The organism is Chromohalobacter canadensis (genome assembly GCF_029544075.1).
Taxonomy (GTDB): Bacteria; Pseudomonadota; Gammaproteobacteria; order Pseudomonadales; family Halomonadaceae; genus Chromohalobacter; species Chromohalobacter canadensis_A.
In genome coordinates this window covers 43226-57568 of sequence record NZ_JAJQJH010000006.1, presented here as the reverse complement: position 1 = coordinate 57568, position 14343 = coordinate 43226, and the positions used below count along the sequence as shown (strand labels likewise).

General features: G+C 62.1%; 15 protein-coding genes. 6 read left to right on the top strand and 9 right to left on the bottom strand.

Annotation, left to right across the window (positions count from 1 at the left end; translation table 11 throughout):
• The first annotated feature begins 91 nt into the window (after positions 1 to 91).
• Both pgi and LUN51_RS09670 read left to right on the top strand, forming a co-directional pair.
• On the top strand, positions 92 to 1738 hold the full coding sequence (pgi, locus tag LUN51_RS09675) for a glucose-6-phosphate isomerase (protein ID WP_277811089.1): 1647 nt from the start codon (positions 92 to 94) through the stop codon (positions 1736 to 1738).
• A complete protein-coding gene (locus tag LUN51_RS09670; protein ID WP_277811088.1) occupies positions 1735 to 2706 on the top strand; it encodes a carbohydrate kinase family protein in 972 nt (323 codons plus the stop codon). The genes pgi and LUN51_RS09670 overlap by 4 nt, the downstream gene beginning before the upstream one ends.
• A gap of 27 nt (positions 2707 to 2733) precedes the next feature.
• Here LUN51_RS09670 and LUN51_RS09665 read toward each other — a convergent pair whose 3' ends face one another.
• Positions 2734 to 3291: a DJ-1/PfpI family protein gene (locus LUN51_RS09665; RefSeq protein WP_277811087.1), complete on the bottom strand. Its 558-nt coding sequence runs from the start codon at positions 3289 to 3291 to the stop codon at positions 2734 to 2736.
• Between the two features lie 120 nt (positions 3292 to 3411).
• Here LUN51_RS09665 and LUN51_RS09660 point away from each other — a divergent pair, with 120 nt between their 5' ends.
• The 3 genes from LUN51_RS09660 to LUN51_RS09650 all read left to right on the top strand — a co-directional run bounded on the left by LUN51_RS09660 (position 3412) and on the right by LUN51_RS09650 (position 6226).
• Positions 3412 to 4095: a hypothetical protein gene (locus tag LUN51_RS09660; protein WP_277811086.1), complete on the top strand. Its 684-nt coding sequence runs from the start codon at positions 3412 to 3414 to the stop codon at positions 4093 to 4095.
• A gap of 88 nt (positions 4096 to 4183) precedes the next feature.
• Positions 4184 to 5110, top strand: coding sequence for a lysine exporter LysO family protein (locus LUN51_RS09655; protein WP_277811085.1), 927 nt, complete (start codon positions 4184 to 4186; stop codon positions 5108 to 5110).
• Between the two features lie 108 nt (positions 5111 to 5218).
• Positions 5219 to 6226 (top strand): LacI family DNA-binding transcriptional regulator, encoded by a 1008-nt coding sequence (locus tag LUN51_RS09650; protein WP_277811084.1) that lies wholly within the window; start codon positions 5219 to 5221, stop codon positions 6224 to 6226.
• A 50-nt stretch (positions 6227 to 6276) separates the two neighbouring features.
• Here LUN51_RS09650 and LUN51_RS09645 read toward each other — a convergent pair whose 3' ends face one another.
• Positions 6277 to 6816, bottom strand: a complete 540-nt coding sequence (locus tag LUN51_RS09645) for a gluconokinase (protein ID WP_246894316.1) — start codon at positions 6814 to 6816, stop codon at positions 6277 to 6279.
• 160 nt (positions 6817 to 6976) lie between these two features.
• Here LUN51_RS09645 and LUN51_RS09640 point away from each other — a divergent pair, with 160 nt between their 5' ends.
• Positions 6977 to 8323, top strand: a complete 1347-nt coding sequence (locus LUN51_RS09640) for a gluconate:H+ symporter (RefSeq protein WP_277811083.1) — start codon at positions 6977 to 6979, stop codon at positions 8321 to 8323.
• Between the two features lie 110 nt (positions 8324 to 8433).
• Here the strand turns inward: LUN51_RS09640 and LUN51_RS09635 are convergent, their stop codons facing one another.
• The 7 genes from LUN51_RS09635 to LUN51_RS09605 are packed head-to-tail and all read right to left on the bottom strand — an operon-like array spanning position 8434 to position 14323.
• Positions 8434 to 9564 carry a polynucleotide adenylyltransferase gene (locus tag LUN51_RS09635; RefSeq protein WP_277811082.1) on the bottom strand — a complete coding sequence of 377 codons (1131 nt, stop codon included), beginning with the start codon at positions 9562 to 9564 and terminating at the stop codon, positions 8434 to 8436.
• 4 nt (positions 9565 to 9568) lie between these two features.
• On the bottom strand, positions 9569 to 9901 hold the full coding sequence (gene glpE, locus LUN51_RS09630; RefSeq protein ID WP_246894318.1) for a thiosulfate sulfurtransferase GlpE: 333 nt from the start codon (positions 9899 to 9901) through the stop codon (positions 9569 to 9571).
• Between the two features lie 26 nt (positions 9902 to 9927).
• Positions 9928 to 10746, bottom strand: a complete 819-nt coding sequence (locus tag LUN51_RS09625; RefSeq protein WP_277811081.1) for a symmetrical bis(5'-nucleosyl)-tetraphosphatase — start codon at positions 10744 to 10746, stop codon at positions 9928 to 9930.
• Between the two features lie 18 nt (positions 10747 to 10764).
• Positions 10765 to 11148, bottom strand: coding sequence for a Co2+/Mg2+ efflux protein ApaG (apaG, locus tag LUN51_RS09620; protein ID WP_277811080.1), 384 nt, complete (start codon positions 11146 to 11148; stop codon positions 10765 to 10767).
• Positions 11145 to 11960 (bottom strand): 16S rRNA (adenine(1518)-N(6)/adenine(1519)-N(6))-dimethyltransferase RsmA, encoded by an 816-nt coding sequence (gene rsmA, locus LUN51_RS09615; protein WP_277811079.1) that lies wholly within the window; start codon positions 11958 to 11960, stop codon positions 11145 to 11147. Before rsmA ends, apaG begins: the two co-directional genes overlap by 4 nt.
• A 33-nt stretch (positions 11961 to 11993) precedes the next feature.
• Positions 11994 to 13016, bottom strand: coding sequence for a 4-hydroxythreonine-4-phosphate dehydrogenase PdxA (pdxA, locus tag LUN51_RS09610; protein WP_277811078.1), 1023 nt, complete (start codon positions 13014 to 13016; stop codon positions 11994 to 11996).
• The gene (locus LUN51_RS09605) at positions 13016 to 14323 is read right to left on the bottom strand and encodes a peptidylprolyl isomerase (RefSeq protein ID WP_246939695.1); all 1308 of its coding nucleotides are present in this window, start codon (positions 14321 to 14323) and stop codon (positions 13016 to 13018) included. Before LUN51_RS09605 ends, pdxA begins: the two co-directional genes overlap by 1 nt.
• Positions 14324 to 14343 lie beyond the last annotated feature (20 nt).

Genomic DNA, 14343 nt, shown 5'->3' with positions numbered 1-14343 from the left:
GGCCCATGGTGGGGCTAATGGCAAAGCTGACACGATTTATCCAACCGACCCGCGTGGTCATGCCGCTCGATTCATGAAGAAGGATGACGCCATGTTCCAACTCACGCGCAGCGTCACCTGGCGCGCTCTCGAACGTCTCCACCGCGAGACCGCCAATGATCGCATCAGTGATTACTTTGCCACCGACCCTAAGCGTTTCGACAAGATGAGCCTGCGCGTCGGCGGTTTGTTCCTGGATTACTCCAAGCACCACGTCTCGGATGCCGTGCTCGCCAAACTGATCGAGCTCGCCGATCACTCGGCGCTGGTCCAGCGTCGCGCGCAGATGTTCTCAGGCGATATCATCAACGTCACCGAAGATCGCCCTGTCCTGCATACTGCCCTACGTCATTTGGGCGATGAGCCGGTCTATGCCGATGGCAAGGACGTCATGCCCGAGATCCAGAGCACGCGCGAGCAGATCAAGCGCTTCTCGGAAGAAGTACGCAGCGGCGAATGGAAGGGCTACAGCGGCGAGCAGATCAAGGACGTGGTCAACATTGGCATCGGCGGCTCGGACCTGGGGCCCAACATGGCCTGCCGCGCGCTGCTCAAGCACCGTCACGGCGAGCTCAACTTTCACTTTGTCTCCAACGTCGACGGCGCGCACATCCAGAAAGTGCTAAGAGCACTCGACCCAGCGACCACGCTATTCATCGTCTCGACCAAGACCTTTTCTACCCAGGAAACGCTTCTCAACGCCAAGACCGCGCGGCGCTGGTTCCTCGACAATGCCGGCGAAAATGCCGATGTCGGCGCACATTTCATCGCTGCCTCGACCAACCGCAAGGCCGCGATGGAATTCGGCATCCGTGAGGAAAACGTCTTCGAATTCTGGGCCTGGGTCGGCGGGCGATACTCAATGTGGTCGTCGATCGGACTGCCCATCGCGTTATCCATCGGCTTCGAAGGATTCATGGAACTCCTCGAAGGTGCCTACGAGATGGACCAGCACTTCATCGAAGCCCCGTTCGAGCAGAACATGCCGGTACTCATGGCGTTGATCGGCATCTGGTATATCAATTTCATCGGCGCCGAGACGCATGCCATCGTGCCCTACGACCAGGCCTTGCATCAGCTACCGTCGTTTCTCCAGCAGCTCGACATGGAATCCAACGGCAAGTCGGTGGATATCTTCGGCCAGCCGGTAAATTACAAGACCGGCCCCATCGTCTGGGGGCAGACGGGGTCCAACGGGCAGCATGCGTTCTTCCAACTGCTGCACCAGGGTACGCGCTACGTGCCCATCGACTTCATTGCCTCGCTCAAGCCCGAACCCGAATTCGAGGATCACCACTTCGCCCTGCTCACCAACATGCTGGCGCAGGCCAACGCCTTCATGGAAGGCAGCCAGGACGGCAGCCAGCTCGATCCCTACAGCTGCCCTGGCAACCGCCCCTCGAGCACACTGCTGCTCGATGAGTTGACGCCCAAGAACCTGGGCGCGCTGATCGCCTTGTACGAACACAAGGTCTTCGTCCAGGGCGTGATCTGGAACATCAATTCCTTCGATCAATGGGGCGTGCAGCTCGGCAAGCGTATCGCCGGCGAGATCAGCGAGCGCATCGACACCAACGTCGGGGACTTCGATGCTTCGACCCAGGGCCTGCTGTCGCTGGTTCGCGAGCACTTTCCTGCATCGGCATCGAACGGCAAGGCATCGGACAACAACAAGAAATCACGAGGAAAGACATCATGACACCGCTCATTGCCTTCGGTGAGGCACTCGTCGACATGCTGTCCAATCGCCTGGATGGTGCCACCGACGACGTCCCCGAAACCTTTACTCCCTATGCGGGCGGCGCGCCGGCCAATGTCGCTGTGGCCTGCGCCCGCCTGGGGATGTCGAGTCGTTTCCTGGGTATGCTCGGCGAGGATCGCTTCGGCGACTTTATCGTCAAGGAGCTCGCGCGTCATGGTGTGTCAGTCGAGGACATTCGCCGCACGCGCGAGGCGCGCACGGCCCTAGCGTTCGTCTCGCGCGATGCCCAGGGCGAGCGGCGTTTCGACTTTTACCGACCACCCGCGGCGGATCTGCTTTACCGTCTCGAGCATTTGCCCGCTGGCATCTTCGCCGAGCCGGCGATCCTGCATCTGTGCAGCAACAGCCTCACCGATGACGCAATCGCCGAGACCACACTAAGCATCGCCGACATCGCTCGGCGCGGCGGTGCCTTGATCAGCGTCGATGCCAACCTGCGCCACAACCTGTGGCCCGATAATCGCGTCGATATTGGCCGTGTCACCGCCCTGCTCGACCATGCACACCTGCTCAAGCTATCCCGCGAGGAGCTTGATCTGCTGCGCGGCGATCACGACGCCGATACCTGGTTGCAGTGGCGTCTGGCCGCTGGCGTGCGCCTGATCGTGATCACCGATGGGCCAGCCCCGGTCGTCGTGCATCGGCTTGGCAAGGTCATTCATGTCACACCGCCCGAAGTGACGGCCATAGACACCACCGCCGGAGGCGACGCCTTCGTCGGCGGCCTGCTGGCGCAAATAGCCGAGGCCGATGTCACCGCCGCCACGCTCGGCGACTGGTGCCAGGACGAGACCCGTTTGCGAGATGCCATCCAGCATGCCTGCCGCTGCGGGGCCTTCGCCGTGACGCGCCCCGGCGCTTACACGGCGCTGCCCACCCGCGACGACCTCGACACCATGCGCTAAAACACGTCGAGCGCCCACCTCGGGCGCTCAAAGCAAGGCGTTGAACTGCTTCAGCCATTCGGGGTGCGCGGGCCAGGCCGGGGCCGAGACCAACCGACCACAGGTCACTGCTTGATCCGCCGCGAGCTCGACGAATTCGCCGCCCGCCAAGCGCACTTCCGGCGCACAGGCGGGATATGCCGAGACACGCCGTCCGGCAAGCGATGTCGCAGCGGCTAGCAGCTGTGCTCCGTGGCAAATCGTGGCAACGGGCTTGTCCGCCTCCAAAAAGTGACGCACGATGGACAGCACGCGCTCATCGAGGCGCAGATATTCTGGAGCGCGCCCTCCCGGTACCACCAGCGCATCGTAGCTTGATGCCTCAATCTCGGCGAAGCTGGCATTCACGATGAAGTGGTGGCCGGGCTTTTCGGAATAGGTCTGATCGCCCTCGAAATCGTGAATGGCCGTCTTGACGCTATCGCCCTTTTTCTTGTCTGGGCAGACCGCGTCGACATCATGCCCCATCGCCTGCAGTGCCTGGAAGGGCACCATGATCTCATAGTCCTCGACGAAATCACCGGCAATCACGAGTATTCTGGCCATGCGTCGGGCTCCTGCGGGAAGGTAAGGGAAGAATTGGCTTTTGCTCTTTCAGCGTAGTGCCTGGCACGCCACACTGCACATGGAAACGGCGCCCCGCGCCGGGGCCTAATGGAGGCCAAGATGCACGGATTGCACCGCTTCGCCGCCCTGGCCCTCGTCGCCTGCTGGGCCAGCCTCGGCGTTATTTCCTACGCGTATGCTGCCCCTCAGCCCTTTGCCGCTACCTACCACCTTCGCCTCGACGGCTGGCCGGATGCCGATGTCCAGCATCGCTTGAGCCACCTTGGCGGGAACGACTGGCAGAGTGAAATGCGTGCCAGCGTGCTCACCGCCGAGGGTTACGAGCGCGGCAAATTCCGCCTCCAGGACGATGGCGTGCAAGCCTGGCACTATGCCAGCGGCTTCACCCTGTTCGGCCTGGGCGAGCACTATCATCTGTCCGCGCGCGAGCTGGCCACGTTGCCCGACCGTCAGAGCGCCTTGTTCATCCTTTCCCGGGGGCTGGACACGGCCCCTTGTCAGCGCGCCACCGCCCCGCCATGCCGGCTGGCGTATGCCGATCACAAAGGTCGTCCCGAGGCGTTCGCCTATCATGTGGGCGAACCGCGAACGCTCGATGTACCGGCCGGCGCGTTCGAGGCCCGCTGGGTTGAGGGCTGGAACCCAGAGAAGCCCGACCGACGCCTGCACTTGGCCTTTTCCACCCAATGGCCCGGCCTGCTGATCGCCGTGGAATATTACCGCGACGGCGAACTTGCAAGCCACATGGCACTGACCGAACTGAACCGGGATGAAAAGCGCTAACCACCCATAAGCAAAAGCTTTTGCATGCTCCCCCCGGCTCACATAGAGTGGCCGCTTCCGAGACGACTTACACTACCCAGGAGCGGGCATGCTGGCCGGACTTTTGTTGATACTGCTTCCGCTGATCGTGGGCTACCTGGTGCCGGTACGTCATACCAGTGTGCTTGCCATGATCGACCGTGGCGTCAATGGCTCGGTTTACGTCATCTTGTTCCTGATGGGTATCAGCCTGGCGGGGCTCGAGGATTTGCTCGACCAGCTATCGCGGATGAGCGGCCAGGCCGCGATCTTGTTCGCGATCATCACGCCACTCAACCTCCTCGCACTGGCCTGGCTGTCGCGCCATAGCCGTCTGCGCGCCGGACAGTCTCCCCATCTCCCCAATGCTCCCACCAGCACCGGCTCAGCATTGCTCGGGTCGCTGTCGCTCGCTGGCGTGGTCGTACTGGGGACGATGTTCGGCGTGGGGGCCAGCCATTGGGACGCCAGGGCGGTACATGCCTGGGCGGAGCCGCTCGCCGAATGGACGCTTTACCTGCTACTAGCTCTGATCGGCTGCCAATTGCGCAACTCGGGCATGCCGCTCAAACAAATCCTGCTCAATCGCCATGGTCTGGTCATCGCGATCAGTGTGGCGCTCAGCTCTCTGCTGGGGGGCTTGCTGGCCGCCCCGTTGCTCGATCTACGCTGGAATGAAGGCCTCGCCATGGCCGCCGGTTTTGGCTGGTATTCACTCTCCGGCATACTCATCGGCGACCAGCTCGGCCCCGTGCTTGGCGGCGTGGCCTTCTTCAACGATCTCGCACGGGAACTGTTCGCCTTCCTGCTCATTCCCCTGGTCATCCATCGCGCCACACCACTGGCCATCGGTTATGGCGGAGCCACGTCCATGGACTTCACCCTGCCCGTCATCCAGCAACACGGCGGCGTGGCCTGCGTCCCCATCGCCATCGTCAACGGCTTCTTGCTGTCGCTCCTCTCACCACCGCTGATCCTGCTCTTGCTATCCTTCTGACGCCACTTGCGACCATGGCCCAACAGTCATGTCCAGACGAGGGTGCTAATCTCCGAGAACGTTACCGCTAACATTGCGGCATAACATAACAAGGAGATGGGGACACACATGCCGCGTCGTTCAACGGGTCGCGTCACGCTTCAGGATATTGCCGAACGTGTCGGCGTCAGCAAAGTCACGGTCTCGCGTTGCCTGCGCGAGCCGCAGCGCGTCTCCGAAACGGTCAGACTGCGCATCGAAGAAGCCATCGAGGTGCTGGATTACATTCCCAATCGCCAAGCCGGGGCGCTCTCCAGCGGACGCAGCCTGAGCGTAGCATTGCTGGTACCGTCGATTTCCAACTCGGTGTTCTCCGAAGTCCAGCGTGGCGTCGATGAAGGGCTACGCGAGGCAGGCTATCAGGTGCTCATGGGCCACACCGGGTACTCGATCCTCGAAGAAGAGCGACTGATCGATACGTTCCTCGCCTACGGCGTCGACGGCTTCGTGCTCTCCAGCACCCGGCATACCGATCATGCTCAGCGCCTTCTGAATCGTGCGCATCTACCGGTGGTGGAAACCATGGAGCTGACCGATAATCCGCTCGACATCAACGTCGGCCTCGATCAACGCGTGGCGGGGCGTGCCATCGGGGAGGCCTTGATCACTGCCGGCTATCGGCGTATCGGATTCTGCGGCGCACGACTCGATTACCGAGTGCAGCAGCGGCTGGCCGGCTGGGAAGATGCCTTGAAAGCGGCGGGGCTTTCGACGCAGCGCTGCCAAACGACACCGCGCCCCTCGTCCTATCGCCTTGGCGGAGAACTGCTTTCCGCCATGCTTGAACGCTGGCCGGACATGGATGCCGTGTTCTGTTGTAACGATGACCTGGCGGCAGGGGCCTTGTTCGAATGTCAGCGGCGGCGTCTCGATGTGCCCGGGCAGTTAGCCCTGGCGGGCTTCAACGGCCTCGACATCACCGATGCGACCTGGCCGACGCTCACCACCGTCATCACACCTCGTCGCGCCATTGGCGAACAGGCCGCGCGCCTGATCGTCGAGCGCTTGCAAGGAGCCCCGCGCAATCCTTCTCGCCATGACATGGGCTTCGACATCGCTTTGCGTCAAAGTACCTGACGACACGCTTCGCTCACGAGGCGTGTTGGGTACCTGACGACACGCTTCGCTCACGAGGCGTGTTGGGTACCACGCCGCGACACACCCTGCACGCTGAGCGCGACGACATCGTCCAGCGACGCATCGATGTTAACGGTAACCGCTTCGTCTTTTCCCGGGGACTCGAGTGTGGCTAGCTGACTATCGAGCATGGCTTCACCCTTGAAGAAGTGATCCTGACGCGCCTTCAGGCGCTCCAGCAGCACGTCGCGCGTACCGGTTAGATGCACGAAGCAAAGCGCATCATCGCCGCCACGCAACAAGTCGCGATACTCACGCTTGAGCGCCGAACAACCAATCACCACGGTTTCCTGGTTATCGCGCCCTTCCCGCACCAGCTCGGACAAACGCGTCAGCCAGCCAGCACGATCATCGTCGTTGAGCGGTTCCCCGCGAGACATCTTGGCTACGCTGGTCGCCGAATGATACGTGTCACCGTCGATAAAACGCCCATCGAGCGCTTCGGCCAAGCGCTCACCGACCGAGGTCTTACCGCAGCCCGACACACCCATGACGATGATCCGCTGCGGATTGCTCGTCGATTCGTCCATATTCATCTTTCCTCGTTTCTCTATTCGCCTTTCGGAGCATTGTTGCGCATGGAATGTTACCGGTAACATGCATTTTCTTAAATCCGACGCCAAGGCACAACGCGACCATCGCCGCATCCTTCCTGTTGCCGGTCGCGCCTCCAACAGAGGTTTCGTTCACATGGATAACGCCACCACCCTGCTCCTTTCCGCGCTGGGCGGCATCATATTGCTGTTGTATCTGGTCATGCGCCTGCGCCTACATGCCTTCGTCGCGCTATTGACCGTCAGCCTGATCGTCGGCCTCACCACGGGCATGGATCTCGATGCCATTCTTCAATCCGTACAGGACGGCATGGGGGGCACACTCGGCTTCGTCGCGACCGTCGTCGGTCTTGGCGCGATGTTCGGCAAAATGCTGGAAGTCTCCGGCGGGGTCGATCGCCTGGCCAGCACGTTGCTCAATCGCTTCGGGGAAAACCGCTCGCAATGGGCCATGGGGGTCACCGGTTTTCTGGTGGCGATTCCGGTGTTTCTGGATGTCGCCTTCATCATTCTGGTGCCGCTGGTCTATGCCCTGACCCGCCGCACTGGGCGCTCCCTGCTTTACTATGGTATCCCGCTTCTCGCCGGGCTTGCAGTTACCCATTCGTTCATTCCCCCGACGCCGGGACCGATTGCCGTGGCGGAACTGATTGGCGCCGATCTGGGCTATGTCATTCTCTTCGGGGCCATGGCGGGGCTGCCGGCCATGATCATCGCGGGGCCGATCTTCGGCCGCTATATCGCCAAGCATATCGACGCTGGCATTCCTGACTACATGGAGCTGCCCAAAGATGAGATCTACAGCACTGGGTTGCCGAGCTTCAAGCTGATCCTCGCCATCATTCTGCTGCCACTGGTCCTGATCGTGCTCAACACCGTCTCTGGTGCGGTACTGGCCGACGATAATCCGGTCGTCACCACCTTGGCGTTCGTGGGTCATCCCTTCGTGGCGCTGACGCTGGCGACACTGCTGTCGTTCGTGTTCCTGGGTACACGCCGTGGCATGAGTCGCGAGAACGTCATGGAAGTCGCCACCAAGGCGCTCGAACCGGCCGGTATCATCATCCTCGTCACCGGCGCCGGCGGCGTCTTCAAGCAGATGCTGATCGACTCCGGCGTCGGCGATGTAATGGGGCAGTTGATGGCTGACAGCGCCCTGCCGCCGATTCTGCTCGCCTTCTTGATTTCCACCGCCGTGCGTGTGGTCCAAGGCTCCGCCACCGTGGCAATGATCACGGCCGCCGGACTGATGGCGCCCTTGATCTCCACGCTGGGGCTGGAAGGTCCGGTGCTTGGCTTGATCGTGATCGCCATCGCTTCTGGCGCCACGGTACTCAGTCACGTCAACGACTCCGGTTTCTGGCTGGTCAACCGTTACTTTGGCCTGACCGAGGCACAGACCCTGAAGAGCTGGACAGTGATGGAAACCCTGATCGGGCTGGTGGGTTTGGTGGCCGCGCTGATCATCGGGCTGTTCGTGTAACTTCGCGCCACGCATCGCATAAAAACGCAGAAGGGGCCTTGGTGGCCCCTTCTGCGTTTGCATATCGCGGTTTTATCTTCCCGTTGCGCGCATCTCGATCGTACCCAGGACTACAGCTTGATCGCGTTCTCGATACTGTCCAGGCGACGTTGCGCCAGCGCTTCGCCTAACGCCTTGCCGCGATAACCTTCCTCGAGCAACGTGCGCGGTTCGATCTCGCTCGCTACCCCCCAGGCAACCTCGACGAGCCTGCCCAAGTCCGGGGCTTCCAGCGCCAGATAACGTTGCAGCGTCGCGATGCGTTCGGACCGCCGCCAGGCATCGATGGCATCGAACCAGGCCATCACGTCAGCACCCGTCAGCCCGGCATCATCGTACTTCTGCCGCAACGCCCGGGTACGTGCTACCTGACGGGCCAGGTCGCGCCACGCATTGGGCACGCGCAGACGCTCGCACAAGGCCTCACGCACATCGTCGGCCAGTGCTTCGAGCAACCGTGCCCAACGCCACATCGCAGGATCATCGCTGGCAGGCAGTGTCGCCATGGCTTGTTCGCCAAGGTCGAGAGCAGCGTCGGCATTCAGTTCCGGCATCCATACGGCCAGGGCCCCGCACTCTTGCAGTGCCCGGAAGTAGGCGATGGGACGCGGCTCAGCCAGCGCTTTGACGGTCTCCTGCCAGACACGCTCGGCGACGAGGTGACCGATTTCGCCGCTGTCGCATAGTCGACGCATCAGGCGCTTCGTGTCATCGGCGATAACGAAGCCCAGATCCCGGTAGCGCGCCCAAAAGCGCGCCGTGCGCAGCACACGCAAGGGGTCTTCGACGAACGCTTCGGAGACATGACGCAGCACGCGCGCGTCGAGATCCCGCGCACCCTGGAAAGGATCGACCAGATGTCCCTCAGAGTCTTCCGCCATGGCGTTGATGGTCAGGTCACGGCGCGCCAGATCTTCCTCGAGGGTCACCTCGGGGCTGGCGTGAACCACGAACCCAGTATAGCCGTGGCCCTGTTTGCGCTCGGTACGCGCCAGGGCGTACTCCTCATGGGTCACCGGGTGCAGGAAGACCGGAAAGTCGCGCCCCACCGGAATGAATCCCCGCGCAGTGAGTTCTTTCGGCGTGGCGCCGACCACCACCCAGTCTTCATCGGTGACTGGCCAACCCAGACGCGCATCGCGCACCGCCCCGCCTACTCGGTAGACGACGAAGCCTTCGAGCACATCGCGAGGCGCGTTCATCGGCTCAGCTCTCGACCTGCTCGGGATGACGCGCCGCCCAGTCGGTGAAGCCACCGTCCAGACTATAGACATCGCTAAAGCCCTGGGCTGCCAGCCAGGTAGCCGCCTGCTGGCTGGAATGGCCGTGATAGCAGACAACCACCATGGGGCGTTCACGCGGTGCGCGCTCGAACAATTCCGCCACGCTGGCGTTATCGAGGTGATGGCTGCCGGGAATATGCCCTTGTGAATAACTCAACGGGTCGCGGATATCGACCAGCGTCAGCTCATGGGCACTCTCGAGCCATTGGGCCAACGTGGTCGGGGCAAGATGAGTAAAGCTTCTATCGTGGGACATGGAAATGCTCCTTGGCAGAGTTGGGATCAACGCCGCGGATGGGCCGGCTCGACGTAGCGCTCGCCGTTTTCCAGATCGACCGCAGTCAGCTCGCCACCCCACACGCAGCCGGTGTCCAGCGCCAGGGCACGCACACGCGCGTCGGGGGTCTTGCCCTGAAGCGCCGCCCAGTGACCGAAGACGATACGTGGATCATCATTACGCGTATAGGTGAACCAGGGCGCGAAACCCTCTGGTGCACTATCCAAGCCTTCCTTGGCGTCGAAGTCGAGCGTGCCGTCGGCGGCGATGAAACGCATGCGCGTGAAGGTATTAACGATCACCCGTAGGCGCTCGATTCCCTCAAGGTCGTCCGTCCAACGCGCTGGCGAATTGCCGTACATCGATGCCAGGAAACCGCCCACCGCATCGCCACGCAACACCGCCTCGACCTCGGCAGCGTAGTCGCGCGCCTGCTTCAGCGACCAATGTGGCGGCAATCCGGCATGCACCATGACCGCGTCGAGCGCGGCATCATGCACCAGCAGCGGCTGGCGACGCAGCCAATCGAGCAGCTCGTCGCGGTCATCGGCCTCGAGAATCGGCTGCAGCGTATCGGAACGCTTGAGAGGCGCATCGGCCCAGGCCGCTGCCAGCAAATGCAAGTCGTGGTTGCCCAGCACGACCCGGGCGCTGTCACCCAGCGCCTTCACGGCGCGTAGGCAATCGAGCGATCCTGGCCCGCGGTTGACCAGGTCGCCCACTAGCCACAGGCGGTCGCGCCGTGGGTCGAAGGCGATCCGCTCGAGCAACGCCGCGAACTCCGCATAGCAACCCTGCAAGTCACCGATAGCATATGTCGACATATCCTCTCCCAACCATACTCAGTGTATCTGGTTAGGCCCCGCAAGACGGAAGGCCGCGATGGGGACCTCGAAGGCACGCTGCTCAGTCGTGTCCAGGCAGGTGTAACTCCCTTCCATGACGCCCACCGGACCATCGAGCACTGCACGGCTGGTATAGCGAAAACGCTGACCGGGGCCAATCAATGGCTGCTGCCCGATAACCCCCTTGCCGCGCACCTCCTGCACCTGGCCGCTGCTCTGAGTGATCTGCCAATGGCGTGCCAGCAGTTGGATCGAGCGCATCGAGCGGTTATGCACGGTAATCGTATAACTGAACACATAACGCTGCTCGGCGGGGACGGACTCACTTGCCTGATAGGCAGGCTCGACCTCCACCTGTATATCGGCGGCCACTTCACTCATGGCGTCGCTCCCGCGACATGGTTGGCAATACGCACCAATTCTCCGACGTGCAGTGTCTGCGGGCGGCGCCCCGCATCTATCTCCAACACGTCCCAGGCCGCGTCATCGAGGCGCCCCTTGAAGTTGTTACGCAGCGTCTTGCGACGTTGGCCAAAGGCTTCGCGCACGATCTCGCCAAACAATGCTTCGTCATGCGCGACATGCGGCGGCTCGGCGTGTGGTACCAGGCGCACGATCGCCGATTCGACCTTGGGACGCGGCGTAAAGGCTTCCGGTGGCACCACGAACAAATTGTCCACCTGGCAATAATACTGCGCCATCACCGACAGGCGTCCCCATGCCGAGCTGCCCGGTGTCGCCGCCAGACGTTCGACGACCTCCCTTTGCAGCATGAAATGCATGTCAGCGATAACGTCGCGCGCCGTCAACAGATGGAAGATCAGCGGTGTGGAGATGTTGTAAGGCAGGTTGCCGATGACTCGTAGCGGCTTGCCGGGCGTTTCCCCTTCCGCAGCGAGCGCGGCGAAATCAAACTTGAGCGCATCCCCTTCGTGGATGGCGAACGCCGGATAATTGAAGAACTGCACGCGCAGCCCCGGAATCAAGTCACGATCCAGCTCGATAACCTCCAGCGCGCCAGCGGCATCCAACAAGGGTTCCGTCAACGCGCCTTGCCCTGGGCCGATTTCAATCAAGCGCTGATCGGACCTCGGCGCGATGGCATGCACGATGCGCGCGATAACGCCGGGATCACGCAAGAAGTTCTGGCCGAAGCGTTTACGGGCCTGGTGGACCGGGGGGTGATTGGACATGGACGTGGCGTATTCCTTGGGGCAATCGGGCATTCATTCAGGTGCGACATGGCCGCTGCGGGCCATCTTGGCGGCGACGTCGAGCGCCACCCGCAAGCTACCGGCGTCTGCCTGGCCACTCGCGGCCAAGTCGAGCGCCGTACCGTGATCGACTGAGGTGCGAATCAACGGCAGCCCCAGCGTCACGTTGGCGGCTTCGCCAAAACCGGCATATTTCAGTACCGGCAAGCCCTGATCGTGATACATGGCGAGCACGGCATCGGCGTTGTTCAGGTGATGCGGCGTGAACAACGTATCGGCGGGCAAGGGACCGACGAGATCCAGTCCATCACGGCGTAGCTCGGCCAGCGCCGGCGCGATGATATCACGCTCTTCGACACCCAGATGCCCCTCCTCGCCGGCATGCGGATTGAGACCGCAAACCAGGATACGCGGCCGCGCGATGCCGAAGTAGCGACGTAGATCCGCGTCCAGAATCGTTGTCACGCGGCGCAAACTATCGGCATCGATGGCATCGGCCACCGCCCGCAGGGGGAGATGCGTCGTCGCCAGCGCCACGCGCAAGGGTGGCTCGGTGCGCTCAGTGGACAGCATCATCACTACCGCTTCGACGCCACAGGCATCGCGCAGGTATTCAGTGTGGCCGGTAAAGCCCGGATAACCACCCTCGATGATCGCGCCCTTGTGTAAGGGCGCGGTGACCATGGCATCGGCATGACCATCGCGGCATGCTGCAATAGCGACATCCAGCGTTTCGAGTACATAGGCGGCGTTGGCGGGATCGAGTTGGCCAGCCTCGCAGGGGGCTCGCAGCCGCACCGGCCACACCGGCAAAACACCATCACGCGGCGCAGGTACCGGCGCTCCGTCGGCCAGCGGGACGATACGCACCGCCAACGCCAAGTGCGCGGCGCGCTCAGCCAACAAATCGGGATCGCCGATGGCAACGAGGCGCGTCTCGTAATCCTGCCAGACCTCCGCCAGCGCCAGCGTCAAATCCGGACCGATCCCCGCCGGCTCACCGGTGGTCAATGCTAGCACCGGAGAAGACGTCATCACTGCTGGCCGTCTTCCAGGCGGTTATCGATATACGCGCCGGAACGGATTTCTTGCGTCCAGGCTTCGAGTTCGTCGTTCACCTTGCGCTGGAACAGGGTCTGACGGACTTGCTCACGCTGGGCGTCACGCGTCACGTCCTTCTGACGACGATCTTCGAGCTCGATCACATGATAACCAAAGCGCGAACGCACCGGCTGAGACAGCTCGCCGACGTCCATGTCGCTTACGGCATCCTCGAACGCCGGCACCATTTGCCCGGGACGCACCCAGCCCAACTCACCGCCATCGAGGGCGCTACCATCGTCGTCGCTGTACTGCTGCGCCAGCTCGGCAAAGCTCTCGCCCCCCGCGATCCGTTGACGAATGTCCTCGGCCAGTGCCTCGGCCTGTTCGTCGTTACGATTCGGGTTGGTGCCAATCAGAATATGACGCACTTGGTTCTCGGTAATCACCGTCTTTTGTTCGCCCTGGCCACCACGCGTCTCGATGCGCTTGACCAAGTGGAAACCGCTAGGGCTACGTACCGGCTCGCTGACTTCGCCGTCGGCGAGTTGGGGCACCACATCGGCAAAGATCGTTGGCAACTGGTCACCACGGCGCCAACCCAGATCACCACCGGAAAGCGCCTGTTCGCCATCGGAATCCGCCGTGGCGAGTTGCTGGAAGTCGGCGCCATCTTGTAGCCGGCGATACAGATCGCGGGCCTCGGCCTGCGCCTGCTCGACCTGCTCAGGCGTGGGCGACTCGGGTAGCGAGACGAGAATGTGCGCCAGATGATAAGCCGTATTGGAAGATTCACCTTGCTGCTCGAGGTAGCGATCCACTTCACGATCGGTAACGTTGACGCGGCTGGCCACCTGGCTCTGCTGCACTTGGCGCAGCAGCATTTCGCGGCGTACTTGTTCGCGTACCGCCGCCAATGACATGCCGTCTGCCTCAAGCGAGTCGGCGAACTCATCCAGTGACATGTCATTATTCTCGGCAATATCGCGCACGGCGGCATTGAGCTGCGTATCGTCGATGCTCACATTGGCGCGATCAGCCATCTGCAGCTGGATCTGCTCGACAATCATGCGGTCGAGCACCTGGCGGCGCAGGTCTTCCTTGTCCGGCACGGGCACATTGCGGCTGGCCATCTGCTGACTTACCTGGGCAACGCGATCCTCGAGCTGGCTCTGCATGATCGCATCCTTGTTGACGACCGCCACGATGCGATCCAGCGGCTGGGGCTGTGCCAGCGCCACCAGTGGCGTCAACACCATCAGTAGCATGAAGCCCAGGGAGGCGAACGATCTCAAGCGCATGAAGTCCTCTCTACGTTACT

Bases quoted from the DNA above. Each gene is read 5' to 3' on its own strand.
- pgi (WP_277811089.1), top strand. From the start codon at position 92: ATGTTCCAACTCACGCGCAGCGTCACCTGGCGCGCTCTCGAACGTCTC.
- LUN51_RS09670 (WP_277811088.1), top strand. From the start codon at position 1,735: ATGACACCGCTCATTGCCTTCGGTGAGGCACTCGTCGACATGCTGTCC.
- LUN51_RS09665 (WP_277811087.1), bottom strand. From the start codon at position 3,291: ATGGCCAGAATACTCGTGATTGCCGGTGATTTCGTCGAGGACTATGAG.
- LUN51_RS09660 (WP_277811086.1), top strand. From the start codon at position 3,412: ATGCACGGATTGCACCGCTTCGCCGCCCTGGCCCTCGTCGCCTGCTGG.
- LUN51_RS09655 (WP_277811085.1), top strand. From the start codon at position 4,184: ATGCTGGCCGGACTTTTGTTGATACTGCTTCCGCTGATCGTGGGCTAC.
- LUN51_RS09650 (WP_277811084.1), top strand. From the start codon at position 5,219: ATGCCGCGTCGTTCAACGGGTCGCGTCACGCTTCAGGATATTGCCGAA.
- LUN51_RS09645 (WP_246894316.1), bottom strand. From the start codon at position 6,816: ATGGACGAATCGACGAGCAATCCGCAGCGGATCATCGTCATGGGTGTG.
- LUN51_RS09640 (WP_277811083.1), top strand. From the start codon at position 6,977: ATGGATAACGCCACCACCCTGCTCCTTTCCGCGCTGGGCGGCATCATA.
- LUN51_RS09635 (WP_277811082.1), bottom strand. From the start codon at position 9,564: ATGAACGCGCCTCGCGATGTGCTCGAAGGCTTCGTCGTCTACCGAGTA.
- glpE (WP_246894318.1), bottom strand. From the start codon at position 9,901: ATGTCCCACGATAGAAGCTTTACTCATCTTGCCCCGACCACGTTGGCC.
- LUN51_RS09625 (WP_277811081.1), bottom strand. From the start codon at position 10,746: ATGTCGACATATGCTATCGGTGACTTGCAGGGTTGCTATGCGGAGTTC.
- apaG (WP_277811080.1), bottom strand. From the start codon at position 11,148: ATGAGTGAAGTGGCCGCCGATATACAGGTGGAGGTCGAGCCTGCCTAT.
- rsmA (WP_277811079.1), bottom strand. From the start codon at position 11,960: ATGTCCAATCACCCCCCGGTCCACCAGGCCCGTAAACGCTTCGGCCAG.
- pdxA (WP_277811078.1), bottom strand. From the start codon at position 13,016: ATGACGTCTTCTCCGGTGCTAGCATTGACCACCGGTGAGCCGGCGGGG.
- LUN51_RS09605 (WP_246939695.1), bottom strand. From the start codon at position 14,323: ATGCGCTTGAGATCGTTCGCCTCCCTGGGCTTCATGCTACTGATGGTG.